The organism is Rhodococcus sp. SMB37 (assembly GCF_004345605.1).
Lineage (GTDB): Bacteria > Actinomycetota > Actinomycetes > Mycobacteriales > Mycobacteriaceae > Rhodococcus.
Genome location: NZ_SLVY01000008.1, coordinates 97,664 through 113,221, shown reverse-complemented (window position 1 = coordinate 113,221; position 15,558 = coordinate 97,664). Strand labels below are relative to the sequence as shown.

The 15,558-nt window shown below is 66.6% G+C and carries 12 protein-coding genes; 7 read left to right on the top strand and 5 right to left on the bottom strand.

All coding sequences use genetic code 11. The features are described 5' to 3' along the window. The first annotated feature begins 18 nt into the window (after positions 1-18). The gene (locus EV641_RS14855; RefSeq protein ID WP_054717315.1) at positions 19-981 is read left to right on the top strand and encodes a hypothetical protein; all 963 of its coding nucleotides are present in this window, start codon (positions 19-21) and stop codon (positions 979-981) included. Here the strand turns inward: EV641_RS14855 and EV641_RS14850 are convergent. The 4 genes from EV641_RS14850 to EV641_RS14835 form a co-directional block, all read right to left on the bottom strand. Beyond that, positions 950-2,080 (bottom strand): alpha/beta hydrolase-fold protein, encoded by a 1,131-nt coding sequence (locus tag EV641_RS14850; protein ID WP_132472638.1) that lies wholly within the window; start codon positions 2,078-2,080, stop codon positions 950-952. The genes EV641_RS14855 and EV641_RS14850 overlap by 32 nt on opposite strands. Positions 2,081-2,086: 6 nt before the next feature. Further along, positions 2,087-3,073 carry an ABC transporter substrate-binding protein gene (locus EV641_RS14845; RefSeq protein WP_132472636.1) on the bottom strand — a complete coding sequence of 329 codons (987 nt, stop codon included), beginning with the start codon at positions 3,071-3,073 and terminating at the stop codon, positions 2,087-2,089. Positions 3,074-3,171: 98 nt separating this feature from the next. After that, positions 3,172-4,767, bottom strand: coding sequence for a Rieske 2Fe-2S domain-containing protein (locus EV641_RS14840; protein WP_054719273.1), 1,596 nt, complete (start codon positions 4,765-4,767; stop codon positions 3,172-3,174). Between the two features lie 54 nt (positions 4,768-4,821). Next, positions 4,822-5,676: a hypothetical protein gene (locus tag EV641_RS14835; protein ID WP_132472634.1), complete on the bottom strand. Its 855-nt coding sequence runs from the start codon at positions 5,674-5,676 to the stop codon at positions 4,822-4,824. A gap of 64 nt (positions 5,677-5,740) precedes the next feature. Between EV641_RS14835 and EV641_RS14830 the strand changes: the two genes are divergently transcribed. Further along, positions 5,741-6,556 (top strand): lysophospholipid acyltransferase family protein, encoded by an 816-nt coding sequence (locus EV641_RS14830; protein WP_054720738.1) that lies wholly within the window; start codon positions 5,741-5,743, stop codon positions 6,554-6,556. Between the two features lie 4 nt (positions 6,557-6,560). Continuing rightward, positions 6,561-7,382, top strand: coding sequence for an HAD family hydrolase (locus EV641_RS14825; RefSeq protein ID WP_132472632.1), 822 nt, complete (start codon positions 6,561-6,563; stop codon positions 7,380-7,382). 24 nt (positions 7,383-7,406) lie between these two features. Here EV641_RS14825 and EV641_RS14820 read toward each other — a convergent pair whose 3' ends face one another. After that, entirely contained in the window at positions 7,407-9,488 is a 2,082-nt protein-coding gene (locus tag EV641_RS14820) for an N-acetylmuramoyl-L-alanine amidase (RefSeq protein WP_132472630.1), read from the bottom strand. A gap of 305 nt (positions 9,489-9,793) precedes the next feature. Between EV641_RS14820 and EV641_RS14815 the strand changes: the two genes are divergently transcribed. The 4 genes from EV641_RS14815 (at position 9,794) to EV641_RS14800 (ending at position 15,492) form a co-directional block, all read left to right on the top strand. Next, positions 9,794-11,350 carry a SpoIID/LytB domain-containing protein gene (locus EV641_RS14815; protein ID WP_132472628.1) on the top strand — a complete coding sequence of 519 codons (1,557 nt, stop codon included), beginning with the start codon at positions 9,794-9,796 and terminating at the stop codon, positions 11,348-11,350. 154 nt (positions 11,351-11,504) lie between these two features. Next, positions 11,505-12,278 (top strand): TipAS antibiotic-recognition domain-containing protein, encoded by a 774-nt coding sequence (locus EV641_RS14810; protein ID WP_241997240.1) that lies wholly within the window; start codon positions 11,505-11,507, stop codon positions 12,276-12,278. Positions 12,279-12,352: 74 nt separating this feature from the next. Beyond that, a complete protein-coding gene (gene glf, locus EV641_RS14805) occupies positions 12,353-13,573 on the top strand; it encodes a UDP-galactopyranose mutase (protein WP_054717847.1) in 1,221 nt (406 codons plus the stop codon). Beyond that, positions 13,570-15,492, top strand: a complete 1,923-nt coding sequence (locus EV641_RS14800; protein ID WP_132472624.1) for a glycosyltransferase — start codon at positions 13,570-13,572, stop codon at positions 15,490-15,492. Before glf ends, EV641_RS14800 begins: the two co-directional genes overlap by 4 nt. The last annotated feature ends 66 nt before the right edge of the window (positions 15,493-15,558 follow it).

The window sequence follows — 15,558 nt, the reverse complement described above, 5'->3', positions numbered from 1 at the left end:
GCTCTAGCCTCGACGCACATGCGTGCACGTCTGCTCACCATGATCACCGCAGTTTCCGGGTTGGCCCTCGTGGGCGCCGGATCGACCTTCGCCTACCTCGATTCGCCCGACGCCACCGTGACCGTTGCGGAACAGGAGGCGGGCGGCGCCGGAGTCGACGATGCCCGCAGCACCTTGCAACAGGCGAGTCTTCCCCTCTCGATCCTCGACGGTGGAGTCGGCCAGCTCACGGACGGCAGTCGTCAGCTCGACGACGGCGCGCAGCAGCTCGCGGACGGACTCGGTCAGGCCCGGGACGGGGGACAGCAGCTTGCGGACGGACTCGACCAGCTCGAGGGCGGCGTGGGTCTGCTCGGCGACGGGGCCTCCCAGATCAGTGGTGGCGTCGACGAGGTGGTCACCCGGCTCACCGGATTCGGTGAGATGCAGGGCAGCGTCACCACGCAGCTGACGACCGTCGCAGACACTCTCGATCTGTCCGGCGATCCTGTGTCGAGCTCGGCGTCCGGGAAGATCCGGGAGCTGGTCGACATGCTGAACACGCAGGGACTCGGGCCCGACACCATGGACCAGCTCGCGCAGCTGCGCGGCGGCGCGCAGCAGCTCGCCTACGAACTCACCGACCCGAACGCGGAATTCGTCGCCGGTATGGCCCAGGCCACCGACGGCTCCCGGCAACTGCGTGACGGCCTGATCCTGCTGGACGACGGTGGCCGGCAACTGACCGACGGCACCGGTCAGCTCGTGGCGGGCGTCGGACCGGTGAGCAATGTCGTCCAGAGCATCTCGGGCAATGTGCGGGATGCGACGGAGGCGCTTCCGCGGTCCGGTGACGCCCAGGCCGCCGAACCCACCGTGGAAGCCGGAGACCGTCAGTGGTGGCCTTTCGCGCTGATCGCAGTCGGCGCGGTGCTGTTGCTCGTGCCGGCGTTCGCACCGCGCCCTGCGGTCACGCCGATTCCGCGCGACGCGACTGTGTGACCAGTAATTCTGTGATCAGTGCGGGCAGCCGCTCGCGCCACTGAACCCAGTCGTGACCGCCCGCGAACGTCCCCGAACGAATCGGGTGCCCGGCCGCGGCCAGCCGATCGGCGGCGGCGGCGACCTCGTCGAGCATCATCCACTCGAGTGAACCCACCTCGCTGAGGATGGGTACGTCCCCGCCGTTGTCGGCCTTCGCGAGTGTCGGCACATCGTGCCCCTGCTCGTCGTGCCACCACATCGACGGTGACAGGCAGGCTGCGCCGCGCACGGCATCGGGCCGGGTCAATGCGAAGAACATCGACGCGAGCCCGCCGTACGAGCAGCCGCCCACCGTCACGGGCTCGCCCGCGTATGCGAGGAGGTCGTCGCGGAAGCGCGGGTTGGCGGTCAGGTCGGACGCCCGCACATCGCGTTCCTGTCCGTCGGCGCTCACGTGGTCGACGACGAGCACCCGCGCGGGGGCGTTCGCGGGATCGTCGAACGCGGCGAGCACCCGGTGACGGCGGACCTCGTCGCCGTCGAACAACACGACGGTGCCGTGCCCCGGCACGGGCGGTACGTAGGTACCGACGCGACGCGGAATGCCGTCGAGCTCCACCGTCTCTGCCGTGAGGATGCCTTCCGGGGGCGCGCCCGTCCGGAGTCGCTGTGGCTCGGCGTCGGGGGCAGCGCCTTCGAACGATCCGATGGCACCCCGGCGGAAGTCGATCCACCACTGACGCTGGGACACGTCGCCTTCCGGAACCGTGAGCGGTGCGTTCGACGGAATGAACGTGTACGCGCCGCGCCAACCGGCCGGAACCCGCACGGACAGGAGCCACGACCGTGAGTCCGTGTCGCGGTGCATGCTTCCGGCGGGAATCCGGCTCCGGTCGGTGACGCAGTTGACGTCGAGGAACACGGCGGTCGTCGAGGGCGGCAATGCGGCGTCACCCACGGCGAACGTCGCAATCCAGTCACTGCCGTCGGAGGTGAAGACCACCGTTCCGTCACCCTGTAGCGCATCCCGGACGGCACTCGGAGTGGGGACGGAACGATCGGGCGCCGGTCGGCGCTTCCTCGGTGAGGGCGCGGGAACGGTGGTGTTCTCGGTCAAGTCCGATCAGCCCTCTCCGCGGATCGCGGCCGCGATCTTGTCGGGCAGTTCCTGGCCGAGCCATGCCATGCTCAGCAGGCTGGTCGAGCGGAAACCGCGCCATTCTTCATCGGTCGGCTGGTAGTGATGTCCGCCTCCGACCACGTTCAGTGAACTGAACACCGGCATCGCGTAGTACGTGTCGCGCAGACCGGTGTCGGGGAAGTAACCGATGAGCACATCCGCTTCGAGGAGACGGAGGTTCTCGGGGCTGAGCTGGTTGTCCTTGCCCTCCTCGACGTACTTCTCGGTTTCCGGCGCGGGGACGAGACCGAGGCTGCCGAGCAGCTGACTCGTGGCGGAGTCCGGTCCGGTGAGCAGACCTGCCTGATCGGCGGAGTGCAGCAGGGACACGACGTAGGTGGCGCCGTTCAGTTCCGGATTGCGTTCGGCAGCGGCCTCGAGTTCGGATTCGGTGGCCTCGATCTGGGCGTCGATGTCCTCGCGGGTGCCGAACAGCTCGGAGACCCGTTGGGACTGCTCGGCCCACGTGTCGGCTTGCTCGGCTTCGGCGCGGGCCAGGGTGGGAGCGATCGCTGCGAGCTGCTCGTACACGGTGTCGGTGAGCTCGAGACCGGTCGCGAGGATCAGATCGGGCTCGTAGGACGCAACTTCCTCGACCGGGACCTCGGTGCCGAAATCGAGCAGCGGCGGGATCTCGCTGCCGAGTTCCGTGATCGCTTCCTCGGTCCACGGCATGACCGGCTTGACCACCGATTGCGCCATCGCCACCGGAACGACACCCGAGGCGAGGGCGGCGTCGTTGTCGGACACCGACAGGGTGACCACTCGCTCGGGCGTGCCCTCGACCGTGGTCTCGCCGAACAGGTGGCCCACCGTGACCGCCGCTGCGTCATCGGTTGACGACGCAGCGTCCGACGAACCCTGCGAACATGCCGCGACGAACAGCAGCGGAACCGCGGCGAGTGAGACGGCAATCCGACCGAATCTCATGTAGACCTCCTCGATGACCAGCAAACGGGAGGCAAGCCTAACCTGAGTAGATCGGGTGTGGTTCCGGTAGCCGGAACTACCGGAACCACACAACGGCGTCAGAGCTTGCTGCTGCGCAGCTCGTGCCCCTTCGACGTCTTGCAGCGACCTGACTCGAGATCCCACTGCCAGCCGTGGAGGTTGCAGGTGAGGGTGGTGCCGTCGACCACACCGAACTTGGACAGGTCGGCCTTCAGGTGCGGGCAGCGACGCTGAATCTCGTAGCCGCCCAGCTCGATCGACGCCGTGTCGTCGTGTGCCTCGGCGAACCAGCCGTCCGCGTAGGCGATTCGCTCATCCGTGAGGCACTTGAAGAAGGTGTACAAGAACTCGTTGTACCCGCCGATGCGCCACGCCGTGAAGCGGGTGGACAGGAAGATCGTATTGACCCAGTCGGGTTCGTCGTCGCGCAGGACAGTCCGCACGAGCTCCGGTGCGATGCGGAATCCGTAGCGGTACTTGCCTTCTCCTGCAATAGGCTCGCGCACGACCCGCTTCGGGAAATCCAGCACGACGGTCTCGGCGTCGTCGCCCGAGCCCATGACCAGGCCCACCGGGTAACCGATGCCGTCGCAGATCAGGTCGGACTGGGCCATGATCGGCTCGAACTTCGCCTTCAGTGCGGGCAGCAACGGCTCACCCTCGGCGGGCGCCCACGTGGCCTTCTCCGCCGCGATGATCGGCGCGAACCGCTGTGCCATGTCCTCGATGTAGGCGGCCTTGTCGGTGAAGATCGCATCGACCTGCTCGACTGGGATCGGATGCGTGAGTGTCATCTGATCCTTGCCGGCAAGATTCACGGTCGACCCCGGGATCATGAGCAGGCCGCCGTCGCGCCCGTGGATGCGCAGCTGTTCGAGGAACACGTGCTGGTCGGGGAAGATGTTCCCCTCGTCGCCGTGGTCGTCGTTGAGGTCGCGCAGATCGTCGTCGAGGAACACCGGCGGCCCGGCCGACGGCACGATCCACGTCGCGCCGACCTGCTCGATGTAGCTGCGGCATCGATCCATGCCGCGCTGGCGCTTCTGCTTACCGAAGTTGGCCTTGGTCTTCTTCGGGATGTCGTAGACCATCGGGTACCAGATGGCACCCGAGTACTGCAGCAGATGGATGTCGATGTGGCCGAACGCCTCGTGCATCGGATCCATGTCGATCGGGCGCGCGTCGTTCATGTTGAACACGGTGGTCTGGCCGTCGGAGACGACGAGACCGGAGTCGCCGATCGGACCGTCGGCAGGGGCCCGCAACGCAATGATCATGATGTCGAGAGCGCCGGGCCGGAGCGGGGTCTGCGGAGCGACCTCGATTCCGGCCGCCGAGATCCGATGCTTGACGGAGTCGATGGTCTCGAAGAACTTGGTGAAGCCCAGCGCCTCGAGTTCACGCCGCAGATCCGGCACCGGGTAGTCCGGCAGCAGCACCGTCGCGTTCTTGCTGACGTGCTTGCTCAGTGTGCCCGGATCGAAGTGATCCTTGTGCAGGTGTGACACGTACAGGTAGTCGACGTTGCCGAGCTCGTCCCAATCGAGCCCGGTGTTGTCGGGAAACGGCACCCACGACGCGAAGTACGCGGGGTTGATCCAGGGGTCGCACAGGATGGACCCGGCCTCGGTCCGAATATGAAACCCTGCGTGTCCGACGCTGGTGATCTGCACTTCGTTGCCTCCTGACGCGCTGACCGACGTGACCCCCAGGGTAGGCGGAGCTGCTCAGTCCACTGCGCCCAGGCAGTATCCGTTCGACGCGATTGTGACGTAGACAACCAGGTCACGAGCCGTTCCTGCCTCGACGATCGGGATCGTCACACTCCCGTAGACATCGTCGACAGGTGAGAAGGTTGCGGATTCCGCGTCGAAGGATGTCACGTCGTCGAGGGCGTCAGGATCGGTCCACAGCGGCGGCACGACCGGGTTGCCGGTGCCCCACGGATCCCAGATCCCCATCCCGGGGCAGATCAGGGGATAGTCCTCCTCGGTGTCGCTCGGGTCCACCGGATCGCCCACGGCGCGTCCGAGGAAACGTTCCACCGCGTAGACGGCGTCGTCATCGGTGTAGATGTCGCTGTCATCGGTCGCGTGGACGTAGGGGCAGGCGTAGCCGGAGGAGATCTCACTGCGCAGCACCGACACATCGGTGCCGTTCGCCGACCACGTCACCGCGAACTGGCCGTCGAGTCCGGGCTGCTGCACCGCGGCGCTGATCGCGTCGGCATCGGCGTACATCTCCTCGGCTCGTTCCGGTGCGATCGTCCAGCATTTGTCGATCACGTCGGTGCCCGCCAGCAGATCGTTCGTCCACGCCTGTAGTGCCGCGGCGGCCGCGGCGTTGCCGGGCACGTCGCCGACCGTGACCCCGGGCGTTGCGGCCTCCGCCGAGGGAGCCGCGGCGGCATCCCCGTCGGTTGCGGCGACCCCGCTGTCCGAGGAGACTGCTGCGGGCGGCTCGGGAGTCTCGGTGGGAATGCCGGACTGTCCATCGCCGGCACATCCCGTCGCGGTCGAAACCAGTGCGACAGCTGTGCCTGCGACGACGAACAGACGGGATTTTCCGGTGGTGGTGGTCAATTCTCTCGCCCCTGACGTCGATCGCGGTCGGTCCGATGCGGTGGACCCGGCTACGCTAACCGACGTGGAACCCTTCTACCGGACCATCATCGGCGTGGCACGAACACTGTTCGCAGCCCAAGGCCTGAAATTCACGATCTCCGGGGCGGAACACATCCCGGCGACCGGGGGTGCGGTCATCGCGATGAACCACACGGGCTACATGGACTTCACCTACGCGGGCATTCCCGCGCGCGAAACGAAGCGGTACATCCGGTTCATGGCGAAGAAGGAAGTGTTCGACAACAAGGTCGCCGGGCCGATGATGCGCGCCATGAAGCACATCCCCGTGGACCGCGGCGATGCCGGCGACTCCTATCGGCTTGCAGTCGAGGCACTTCGCAGGGGTGATCTCGTCGGTGTGTTCCCCGAGGAGACGATCAGCCGTAGTTTCGAACTCAAGGACTTCAGGTCGGGTGCGGCCCGGATGGCGCTCGAGGCCGGTGTGCCTGTCGTCCCCATGGTGCTGTGGGGGTCGCAGCGGGTGTGGACCAAGGGACACCCGAAGCGGCTCGGTCGAACGAACACTCCGATCACTATCATCGTCGGGGCTCCGATCGAGCCGTACGAGCCTGCCGCCGAGATGACTGCACAGCTGCACACCACGATGGAGCAGATGCTGGAAGAAGCCCAGAAGAACTATCGCCACGAGCAGGGCGCCTACTGGGTGCCGAAGCGGCTCGGTGGTTCGGCCCCGAGTCCCGAGGAAGCGAACGTCGAGGACGCTCGTGTAGCGGCGGAACGTCGTGCCCGCAAGGAGCAGGAACGTGCTCGACGTGAGGCCGGTGGGCACAGTGGGGAGGAGCCGGGCGCGAACGGAAAAGGTCCTTCGGCACAATGACCGAGTGAGTCCCCAACGTCCGAGCCTTGTCGCGACCGATGTCGACGGCACCCTGATCGACGACACGGAGCAGATTTCCGACCGAACCCGCGGCGCAGTGCACGCGGTCATCGATTCCGGAACCCCGTTCGTCCTCGCGACCGGTCGCCCGCCGCGGTGGATCGCGCCGGTGGTCGAGCAGCTCAGGTACGCGCCGCTCGCGGTGTGCGCCAACGGCGCAGTGCTCTACGACAGCGCCACCGATCGAGTACTCAGCGCCGCGGTGCTCGGCACGGACGAGTTGTCGTGGCTCGCCGATCTCGCGGCCACGGTCCTGCCGGGCAGCGGGCTCGCCGCCGAACGGGTCGGAGCGAGCGCGCACGATGCCGCGACTCCCCAGTTCGTGAGTTCACCGGGTTACGAGCACGCGTGGCTCAACCCGGACAACACCGAACTTGCCGAACACGATGTGATCGCCGCGCCGGCCATCAAGCTGCTGATCCGGCAGCCGGGTGCCAGCAGCGCCGAAATGGCCGAAGTGCTCCTGCCGGAACTCCACGGTCTCGTCGACCTGACGTACTCGACCGACAACGGTCTCATCGAGATCTCCGCGGCGGGCATCACGAAGGCCGCAGGACTCCAGGAAGCCGCTCGGCATCTCGGGGTGACGGCCGATCATCTCGTTGCGTTCGGCGACATGCCCAACGACATTCCGATGCTGTCGATGGCGCGGCACGGTGTCGCGATGGAGAACGCGCACCCCGAAGCCAAATCGGTGGCAGACGAAGTCACTGCCACCAACGTCGAGGACGGGGTTGCCCGCATCCTCGAACGCTGGTGGCAGTGACTCGTATACGCCGGTGACCGAAGGTCAGCCTGCAGGCACCGGTTCAGGTGCCGGCGCGGCTTCCGGTGCCGGTGCAGGTTCCGGAGCGGCCGGAGCGGCCGCAGGTTCCTGCATCGACTCCTCGTAGGCGTCGTTGTAAGCGCGGAGCACCTTCGTGACGACACCGGTGACCTCGTTGAAGATCAGCGAACCGAACTCGAAGTCCGACCGCCAACCGTCCGGCACCCGGTACTCGTCGCTGGTGGGCAACCCCAGCTCACCAGCGTCGAGCCCGGACTTCTGCCACGCCTGGTAGATCTCGCCGAGCACCGTCCACACACCGCCGTTGGGCGAGGTGTAGATGGCCCCGTTGACGAACTGGGCGCTCTCGAATCCGCCCCTTGCGGGAAGGATCGATGTCATGGCCGTACCCAGACGTCCGGTCTCGCCGCCTTCGGCGATCCACTTCTGGGCCAGCGGGTGATTGTCGGCGAGACGAATCAGTTCCTGCACGAGGTTCTGGACGTTCTCGGCCGATCCGGTGGCCGGTGACCCGGCATCGGTGTCGGGCACTGCATCGCGCGCGGCCGGGGGGTTGTCCGTCGCGAGATCGGTGCTCGGACTCGTGCCCTTCGCAGCCTCTGCGGCGATGTTGCGGATCTTGTCCATCTGGGCGTATCCGCCGTCGCCGGGGCAACTGGTGCTGCCGACGTCGCGGTGCGCGAAGATGATCGGCAGGTCGACGGCCGCGCCCCGCGGGTACGGGGTGAACGAGGTGCCTTCCGAGTACATCGTGGTGCGGCCCTTGGGGTCGAGTCCGGCCTTCGCGAGCCGCCATCCGAGGAACTTGCCCACGGCGTCGACGGTGGTCTCGGGCGGTGTCGCCGACGAGAAGTCGCCCATCATCGCGATACCCATCGTGTTCTCGTTGAAGCCACCCGCGTGGGCGCCCTGCACATTGCGGTCGAGTCCGCCGGCGCGACCTTCGAAGATCTGGCCGTACTTGTCGACGAGCACGTTGTACCCCACATCGCACCAGCCGAGCGTTTGCGAGTGGTACGCGTAGATCGCACGCACGATCTCGGCGGATTCCGCCTTCGAGTAGTCGTTGCTGCCTGCAGTGTGGTGCACGGTGGCGCCGCCCAGCGAGTCGTCGTAGGTCGGTTCGTCGCACCTGATCGATTCGTCGGCGCCCCACTGCGAGCGGGTGATGACCTTGAGGCCGGAGTCACCCACCGGGCCTGCGATGTCTTCGAGGGTGGCATCGGCGGGGCTGGTGCCCGGATCGATGAGTACAGCGCTGACGCTGTCGGCGAGCGCCTGGGCCGGGTCCTGGCCGTGCAGCGGGCGTGACGAGGACGCCGGTGCGTAACCGAGTTCGGGCGCGCCCTCTGCAGGTGTCGCGACGGGTGCCGGTGCCTCGGCGGGCGCGGGTGCCTCGACCGGTGTGGGAGCTTCAGCGGGTGCAGGAACCTCGGCTGCGGGAGCCTCGGGTTCAGCCGGAGCTTCGGGTGCTGCCGGTGCAGGTGCTTCCTCCGGCGGCGCTTCGGCGCCGGCGAGGTTCGGCTCCGGACCCGGCCGCGGGGTCAACAGAATCTGCACGGCTTTGGTCGCACCGACGAAGATCGGCTCGGTGCCGCTGCGCGTATCGGGGGCGGCGTCGTTGCGAGCGCTGTCGATCGGTTCGGTCGCAGACCACGGACCCCACGTGCCGTCGTCGTTCTGCGCGCGGATCATCGCGTCGGTGTCGGCGACGTCGCTTGCGGTGAGGGCGACGAGGCTGAACGGCGTGTCGTGGGTGAGTTCCTTGACGACTGCGCCCACGTGCCCGATCGGTCCACCGCCCGGATCGGGAGCCGTCGAGATCTGCGGGATGCCCTGGACGATCTCCTTGAGGCTCATGTCGGGCAGGTTGAGCCCGGTCAGTTCCTCGAGTGGGATCACGAGGTCGGGTACCGACGCGAGCACGACCTCGGCGATCGTGGGCGCGACCGCTTCGACGGAATCGCTGGTCTGACGGATATCGGTCTGGTCACTGGTGAAGCCGGACACCGCGAAAGGTGTTGCGACGGCCAGGGCGGCGACGGCACCCAGGACGATCGACGGCTTCGGGCGGCGATGCGGCACTGTTTGCTACTCCCTGTTGGTGTGCGCGGGTTCGGGCGGTCGATATCACTGGTCGGAATCCAACATCCTCGAGCCCGTTCCGCGCCGGAACGGACCGCCGATGAAGGCAACTTGTGATGCCATTGTTGCTGTTGTGACATTTGTTGCGATACCTCGCCACTCTTGTCACACTAGACACAGCAAACCATAACCCTCAACCTGAGCTTGAGCATCGGTCTCGGGATGTCCGATCCGTGAGAGCGGGCGATGACGTGGACGATCATCCGCGTGATCAGCGGAAATGCGAGAACAAGGGAGCGCAGCGCATGGCACGACAGTCGATTCGTCGCAGAGGAAAAATTCGCAGACGGCGTGTCGTCCTCGGTCGCCCGTTGCGCAACGGATGGCGCCCGACAGCGACACGTGCCGCTGCGATGGGCCTCGCGCCCGCATTACTCGCCGGGGCTGTCGTCGGTGTCTTCGTGAGCAGCGGAACGGACGGCTCCGACGTCCGCCAGGCCGTCTCCGCCGACACGCCCTTCACCTTCAGCGGTCAAGGCCACGGTCACGGACGTGGCATGGGCCAGTGGGGCGCCTACGGCTACGCGCAGGACGGATGGACGGCCGAGCAGATTGTCGGCCATTACTACGGTGGCACCACCCTGGGCACCGCCCCGGATTCCATGATCGCCGTGCGTCTCATGGGCCTCGACGACCACAGCCTCGACGTCTACTCCGACGCCGGACTCAACGTCGCGGGTCGACAGGTCGGTCCGGGAGAGGCGGCCCATCTCACCCCGAATGCCGACGGCGGCGCGAACGTCGTGGTCACCGCCGGGTGCAGCGGTGATGTGCTGTGGCAGGGCGCCACAGACGTGCCATGGGTCGACCCTGTCGATCTCGGCGAGGATCGCCCGAAGGACGAGCACCTGAAGCTGTGCTCGGGCGACACCACCTACCGCGGCGCGATCGGTGTGGTGCTCGACGGAGACGCCGCACGCACCGTCAACCGTCTGAACGTCGAGGACTATCTGCGCAGTGTCGTCCCGGCCGAGGCCGTGCCGGGCTGGGCCGACACGGGCGGAGCCGAAGCATTGCGCGCGCAGGCGATCGCGGCCCGCTCGTATGCACTCGCGGAGAAGCGCGACGAGAAGTGGCAGACATGCGACACGACGAGCTGCCAGGTGTACGGAGGCTCGGGCACGGAGGACCCCCGTACCGATGATGCCGTTCGTACCACCCGCGGACAGGCGCTGATGAAGGACGGAGCGGTGGTCCGCAGCGAGTTCTCCGCATCGACCGGCGGATACAGCGCGGGCGGCACCTTCCCGCCCGTCGAGGATCTAGGCGACAAGGTCGCACCCAACCGGCAGTGGGCGAAGACGATCACCGCCGGCGAGATCGGTACGGCATTCGGTGTCGGTGAACTCCAGAACATCGAGGTCATCGCACGCAACAACCTCGGCGACGCGGGAGGACGCGCCACCCAGGTGCGCGTGATCGGCTCCGACCGGACCATTGAGACCACCGGTGCCGAGGCACGTGCCAAGCTCGGGCTGCGGTCCGACTGGTTCAGCGTGCAGGAAGGTACCGAAGCGGCTGTGCCGCCGCCTACACCGGCACCGGAGATCGACACCGAGGTCGGAGCCCTGCGGTTCGAGACCGGTGACAGCTCGGAGATCCAGTCGAAGTACCTCGAACTCGGCGGGGTCGACGGCATCCTCGGCTCGCCCGTCGGACCCGAACTGATGCTTCCGGACGAGCGCGGCAAGTTCCGGATCTTCACCGGTGGTGCGATCGTATGGACCCCCGATCTCGGTGCCCAGGTCATCGAGTCGAGCTTCCTGCGTGACTGGTTCCCGAGTAGCGGAAGCGCAGAATAGAGCTCGACCACCCGACACAGTGAGCAATGCCGTCCACGGAATCCGTGGACGGCATTGCTGTGCGTAGGGCGTTGGTTCTTCTCGGCACGCCGCAGCGTTGACATTGACGCAACGTCAAGATGCACAGTGGATGTCGAGCAGAACGGAGGCAGGCATGCAGCGTCACACGGACGTGCAGCGCGAATGGTCGATCCAAGAGCTTTCCCGCGCCGCCGGAGTCACCAGCCGCACCCTGCGGCACTACGACGACGTCGGGGTGCTCGCACCGAGCCGCACGGGGCGGAACGGGATGCGGTTCTACGACTCCGACGCCCTGGTCCGGTTACAGCGGGTCCTGCTGCTGCGCGACCTCGGGCTGGGGCTACCCGCGATCCGCGAAGCCCTCGACGGCCGTCATGACACCGCGGGTGCGCTGCGTACCCACCTCGAGCTGCTCGAACACGAGCGAACCCAACTCGAACGCCGTATCAGGGCGGTTCGCACGACCCTGGAGAAAACAGCGAAAGGAGAAGACCTCATGGCGAAGGAAGTGTTCGACGGATTCGATCACACGCAGTACCGCGACGAGGTGACAGAGCGTTGGGGTGAGCAGGCGTACGCCGCCGGCGACCGGTGGTGGCGCGGTATGAGCGAGCACGACCGGCGCGACTGGCAGTCGCACGTCGCCCGGCTGAGCGCCGACTGGGCGGCCGCGGCGCAGGCGGGCCTCGACCCGCACGGAGAGCATGCCCAGGACCTCGCACGCCGCCACGTCGAATGGTTGTCGTCCGTTCCGGGCACGCCCGCTCACGGCGCGGACGAATCCGGCCTACGTGACTACGTGCTCGGTCTCGCCGATATGTACGTCGAGGACGACAGGTTCGCGGCGAACTACGGCGGCACCGACGGTGCCGAGTTCGTACGCGCGTCCCTGCAGCATTACCTCTGATCACCCGGCCCTTTCGGGACCCGCCGACGGACCGAAAGGGCATTGGGGTGACAAGGTCGTTACCCTGGTTCTCCGTGACTGCTGCATCAGCGCCCCAGCCCTCTCCCGGTGAGTACGACCTGATCGTCGTCGGCTCCGGATTCTTCGGACTGACGATTGCCGAGCGCGCGGCCACGCAGCTCGGGAAGCGGGTCCTCGTGGTCGAACGCCGCCACCATCTCGGTGGCAACGCGTACTCCGAACCCGAACCGGAGACCGGAATCGAGGTCCACAAGTACGGTGCCCACCTGTTCCACACGTCGAACAAGCGGGTCTGGGATTACGTCACCCAGTTCACCGACTTCACCGGCTACCAGCATCGCGTATTCGCGAAGCACAACGGTCAGGCCTACCAGTTCCCCATGGGCCTCGGCCTGATCTCCCAGTTCTTCGGGCGCTACTACAGCCCGGACGAAGCGCGGGCACTGATCAAGGAACAGTCCGCCGAGATCTCGACCGCCGACGCCCAGAATCTCGAGGAGAAGGCGATCTCCCTGATCGGCCGTCCTCTCTACGAGGCGTTCATCCGCGACTACACCGCCAAGCAGTGGCAGACCGATCCCAAGGAGCTGCCCGCAGGCAACATCACCCGCCTGCCCGTGCGGTACACGTTCGACAACCGCTACTTCAACGACACCTACGAGGGTCTGCCCGTCGACGGCTACACCGCGTGGCTCGAGAACATGGCGAAGGATCCGAAGATCGAGATCCGGCTGAACACCGACTGGTTCGAGGTGCGCGACGAAATCCGTGGTGCCAACCCCGACGCCCCTGTCATCTACACCGGTCCGCTCGACCGCTACTTCGACTACGCCGAAGGTAAGCTCGGCTGGCGCACCCTGGACTTCGAGACCGAGGTCCTGCCCACCGGTGACTTCCAGGGAACTCCGGTCATGAACTACAACGACGCAGACGTGCCCTTCACCCGCATCCACGAGTTCCGGCACTTCCACCCCGAACGCGACACGTATCCGGCGGACAAGACCGTCATCATGCGGGAGTTCTCGCGTTTCGCGGAGGACGAGGACGAGCCGTACTACCCGATCAACACGTCCGACGACCGCGCGAAGGTCGCCGCCTACCGTGAGCTCGCCAGGAAGGAAGCCGTGGCGAACAAGGTGCTGTTCGGTGGCCGTCTCGGCACTTACCAGTACCTCGACATGCACATGGCGATCGCGAGCGCGTTGACGATGTTCGACAACACTGTGGCGCCGCACTTCGAATCGGGTGCGCCGATCGCGGGAGATGCCTCATGAGCCGATCGGCCACCACCGTCGTGCCGGCGCCCGAGGCGTCGGACAGCGACTCGCTAGGTAAGGCGCTGCTCCAGCGGATCATCCTGCCTCGACCTGGCGAACCTCTGGACGTGCGGACCCTCTACATCGAGGAATCGTCCACCAACGCGCGACGGGCACACGCGTCGAGCCGAACCGAGCTGAACATCGGTGCCGAGTCCGAGGTGTCGCTGTGCACCTATTTCAACGCGTTCCCCGCGAGCTACTGGCGTCGGTGGAGCACATTGAACTCGGTGGTCCTGAGACTCGAGCTCACCGGTCACGGCCGCATCGACATCTACCGCAGCAAGGCCGATTCGAGCCGCATCCACGTGCAGGGCCGTGAATTCGACGGTTCGGGCATCGTCCTCGAACTCGAAACCGACCTCGGCCCGTTCGAGGACGGCGGGTGGATCTGGTTCGACGTCACCACCGACTCCGACGTCACCGTTCATGCTGCCGGCTGGTTCGCACCCGTCGAGGCACCCGGCACGGCCTCCGTTGCAGTGGGTATCCCCACCTTCAACCGCCCGGCCGACTGTGTCGCGGCGCTGCGCGCGCTCGCGTCGGATCCGCTGGTGATGGACGTCATCGACGCGATGATCATCCCCGACCAGGGCACCCGCAAGGTCCGCGACCAGGACGGCTTCGCAGCGGCAGCCGAGCCGTTCGGCGACCGCCTCGTCATCCACGACCAGGCCAACCTCGGTGGGTCCGGCGGGTACAGCCGCATCATGTACGAGGCGCTGAAGACCACCGACGCCCCGTACATCCTGTTCATGGACGACGACATCGAGATCGAACCCGACTCGATCCTGCGCGCGCTCGCGTTCTCGAGGTTCGCCAAGTCCCCGACACTCGTCGGTGGACAGATGCTCAACCTGCAGGAACGCAGCCACCTCCACACGATGGGGGAGGTCGTCGACCGGTCGGTCTTCATGTGGTCGGCTGCCCCGAACGTCGAGTACGACCACGACTTCTCCACGCACCCGCTGCGCGACCGCGAGAACTCGAAGCTCCTGCACCGGCGTATCGACGTCGACTTCAACGGCTGGTGGATGTGCATGATCCCGCGCGTCGTCGCGGAGGAGATCGGGCAGCCGCTGCCGCTGTTCATCAAATGGGACGACGCCGAATACGGCCTCCGTGCCCGTGCCGCCGGGTACTCCACGGTGACGATGCCCGGCGCCGCGATCTGGCACATGGCGTGGAGCGACAAGGACGACGCCATCGACTGGCAGGCGTACTTCCACCTGCGGAACCGTCTCGTCGTCGCCGCCCTGCACATGCCCGGCGACGGCAAGGGCATGGTCCTCGACACGGTCAAGGCCACCATCAAGCACCTCGTGTGCCTCGAATACTCGACCGTCGCGATCCAGAACAAGGCGATCGAGGACTTCCTCGCCGGACCCGAGCACCTGTTCGACCTTCTGCCCGAGGCGCTCGGCGAGGTGCATGCGCTGCGGAAGAACTTCTCCGACGCGCGCGTGGTCCCGTCGTCGACCGACCTGCCGTTGCCCTCGGGCGCGGAAGTGGGCGCCGTCGGAGAACCCGAAGGGAAACTTGCGAAGATCTCGCGACTCGCGAAGGGCGTGCTGCACAGCGTCCGCCCCGAGAATCCCGAGCACCACACTCGCCCGCAGCTCAACGTGCCGACGATCGATGCCCGCTGGTTCCTGCTGTCGCAGGTCGACGGGGTGACGGTCACCACCGCGGACGGCCGGGGCGTCGTCTACCGTAAGCGCGACCGCGCGCAGGCCCACGCGCTGCTTACCGAAGCGCTGCGGTTGCGGCGCGAACTCGCACAGCGCTTCCCGGAACTCAAGCAACGCTACCGAGATGCGGTTCCCGCCCTGACCAGCAAAGAGGAGTGGGAACGTGTCTTCGGCATCGACGGATAACACCACTGTTCCGGCCGGTGACGGCACCGCGACCGTCAAGGTCGACAGCGACCGTGCACCCTTCGA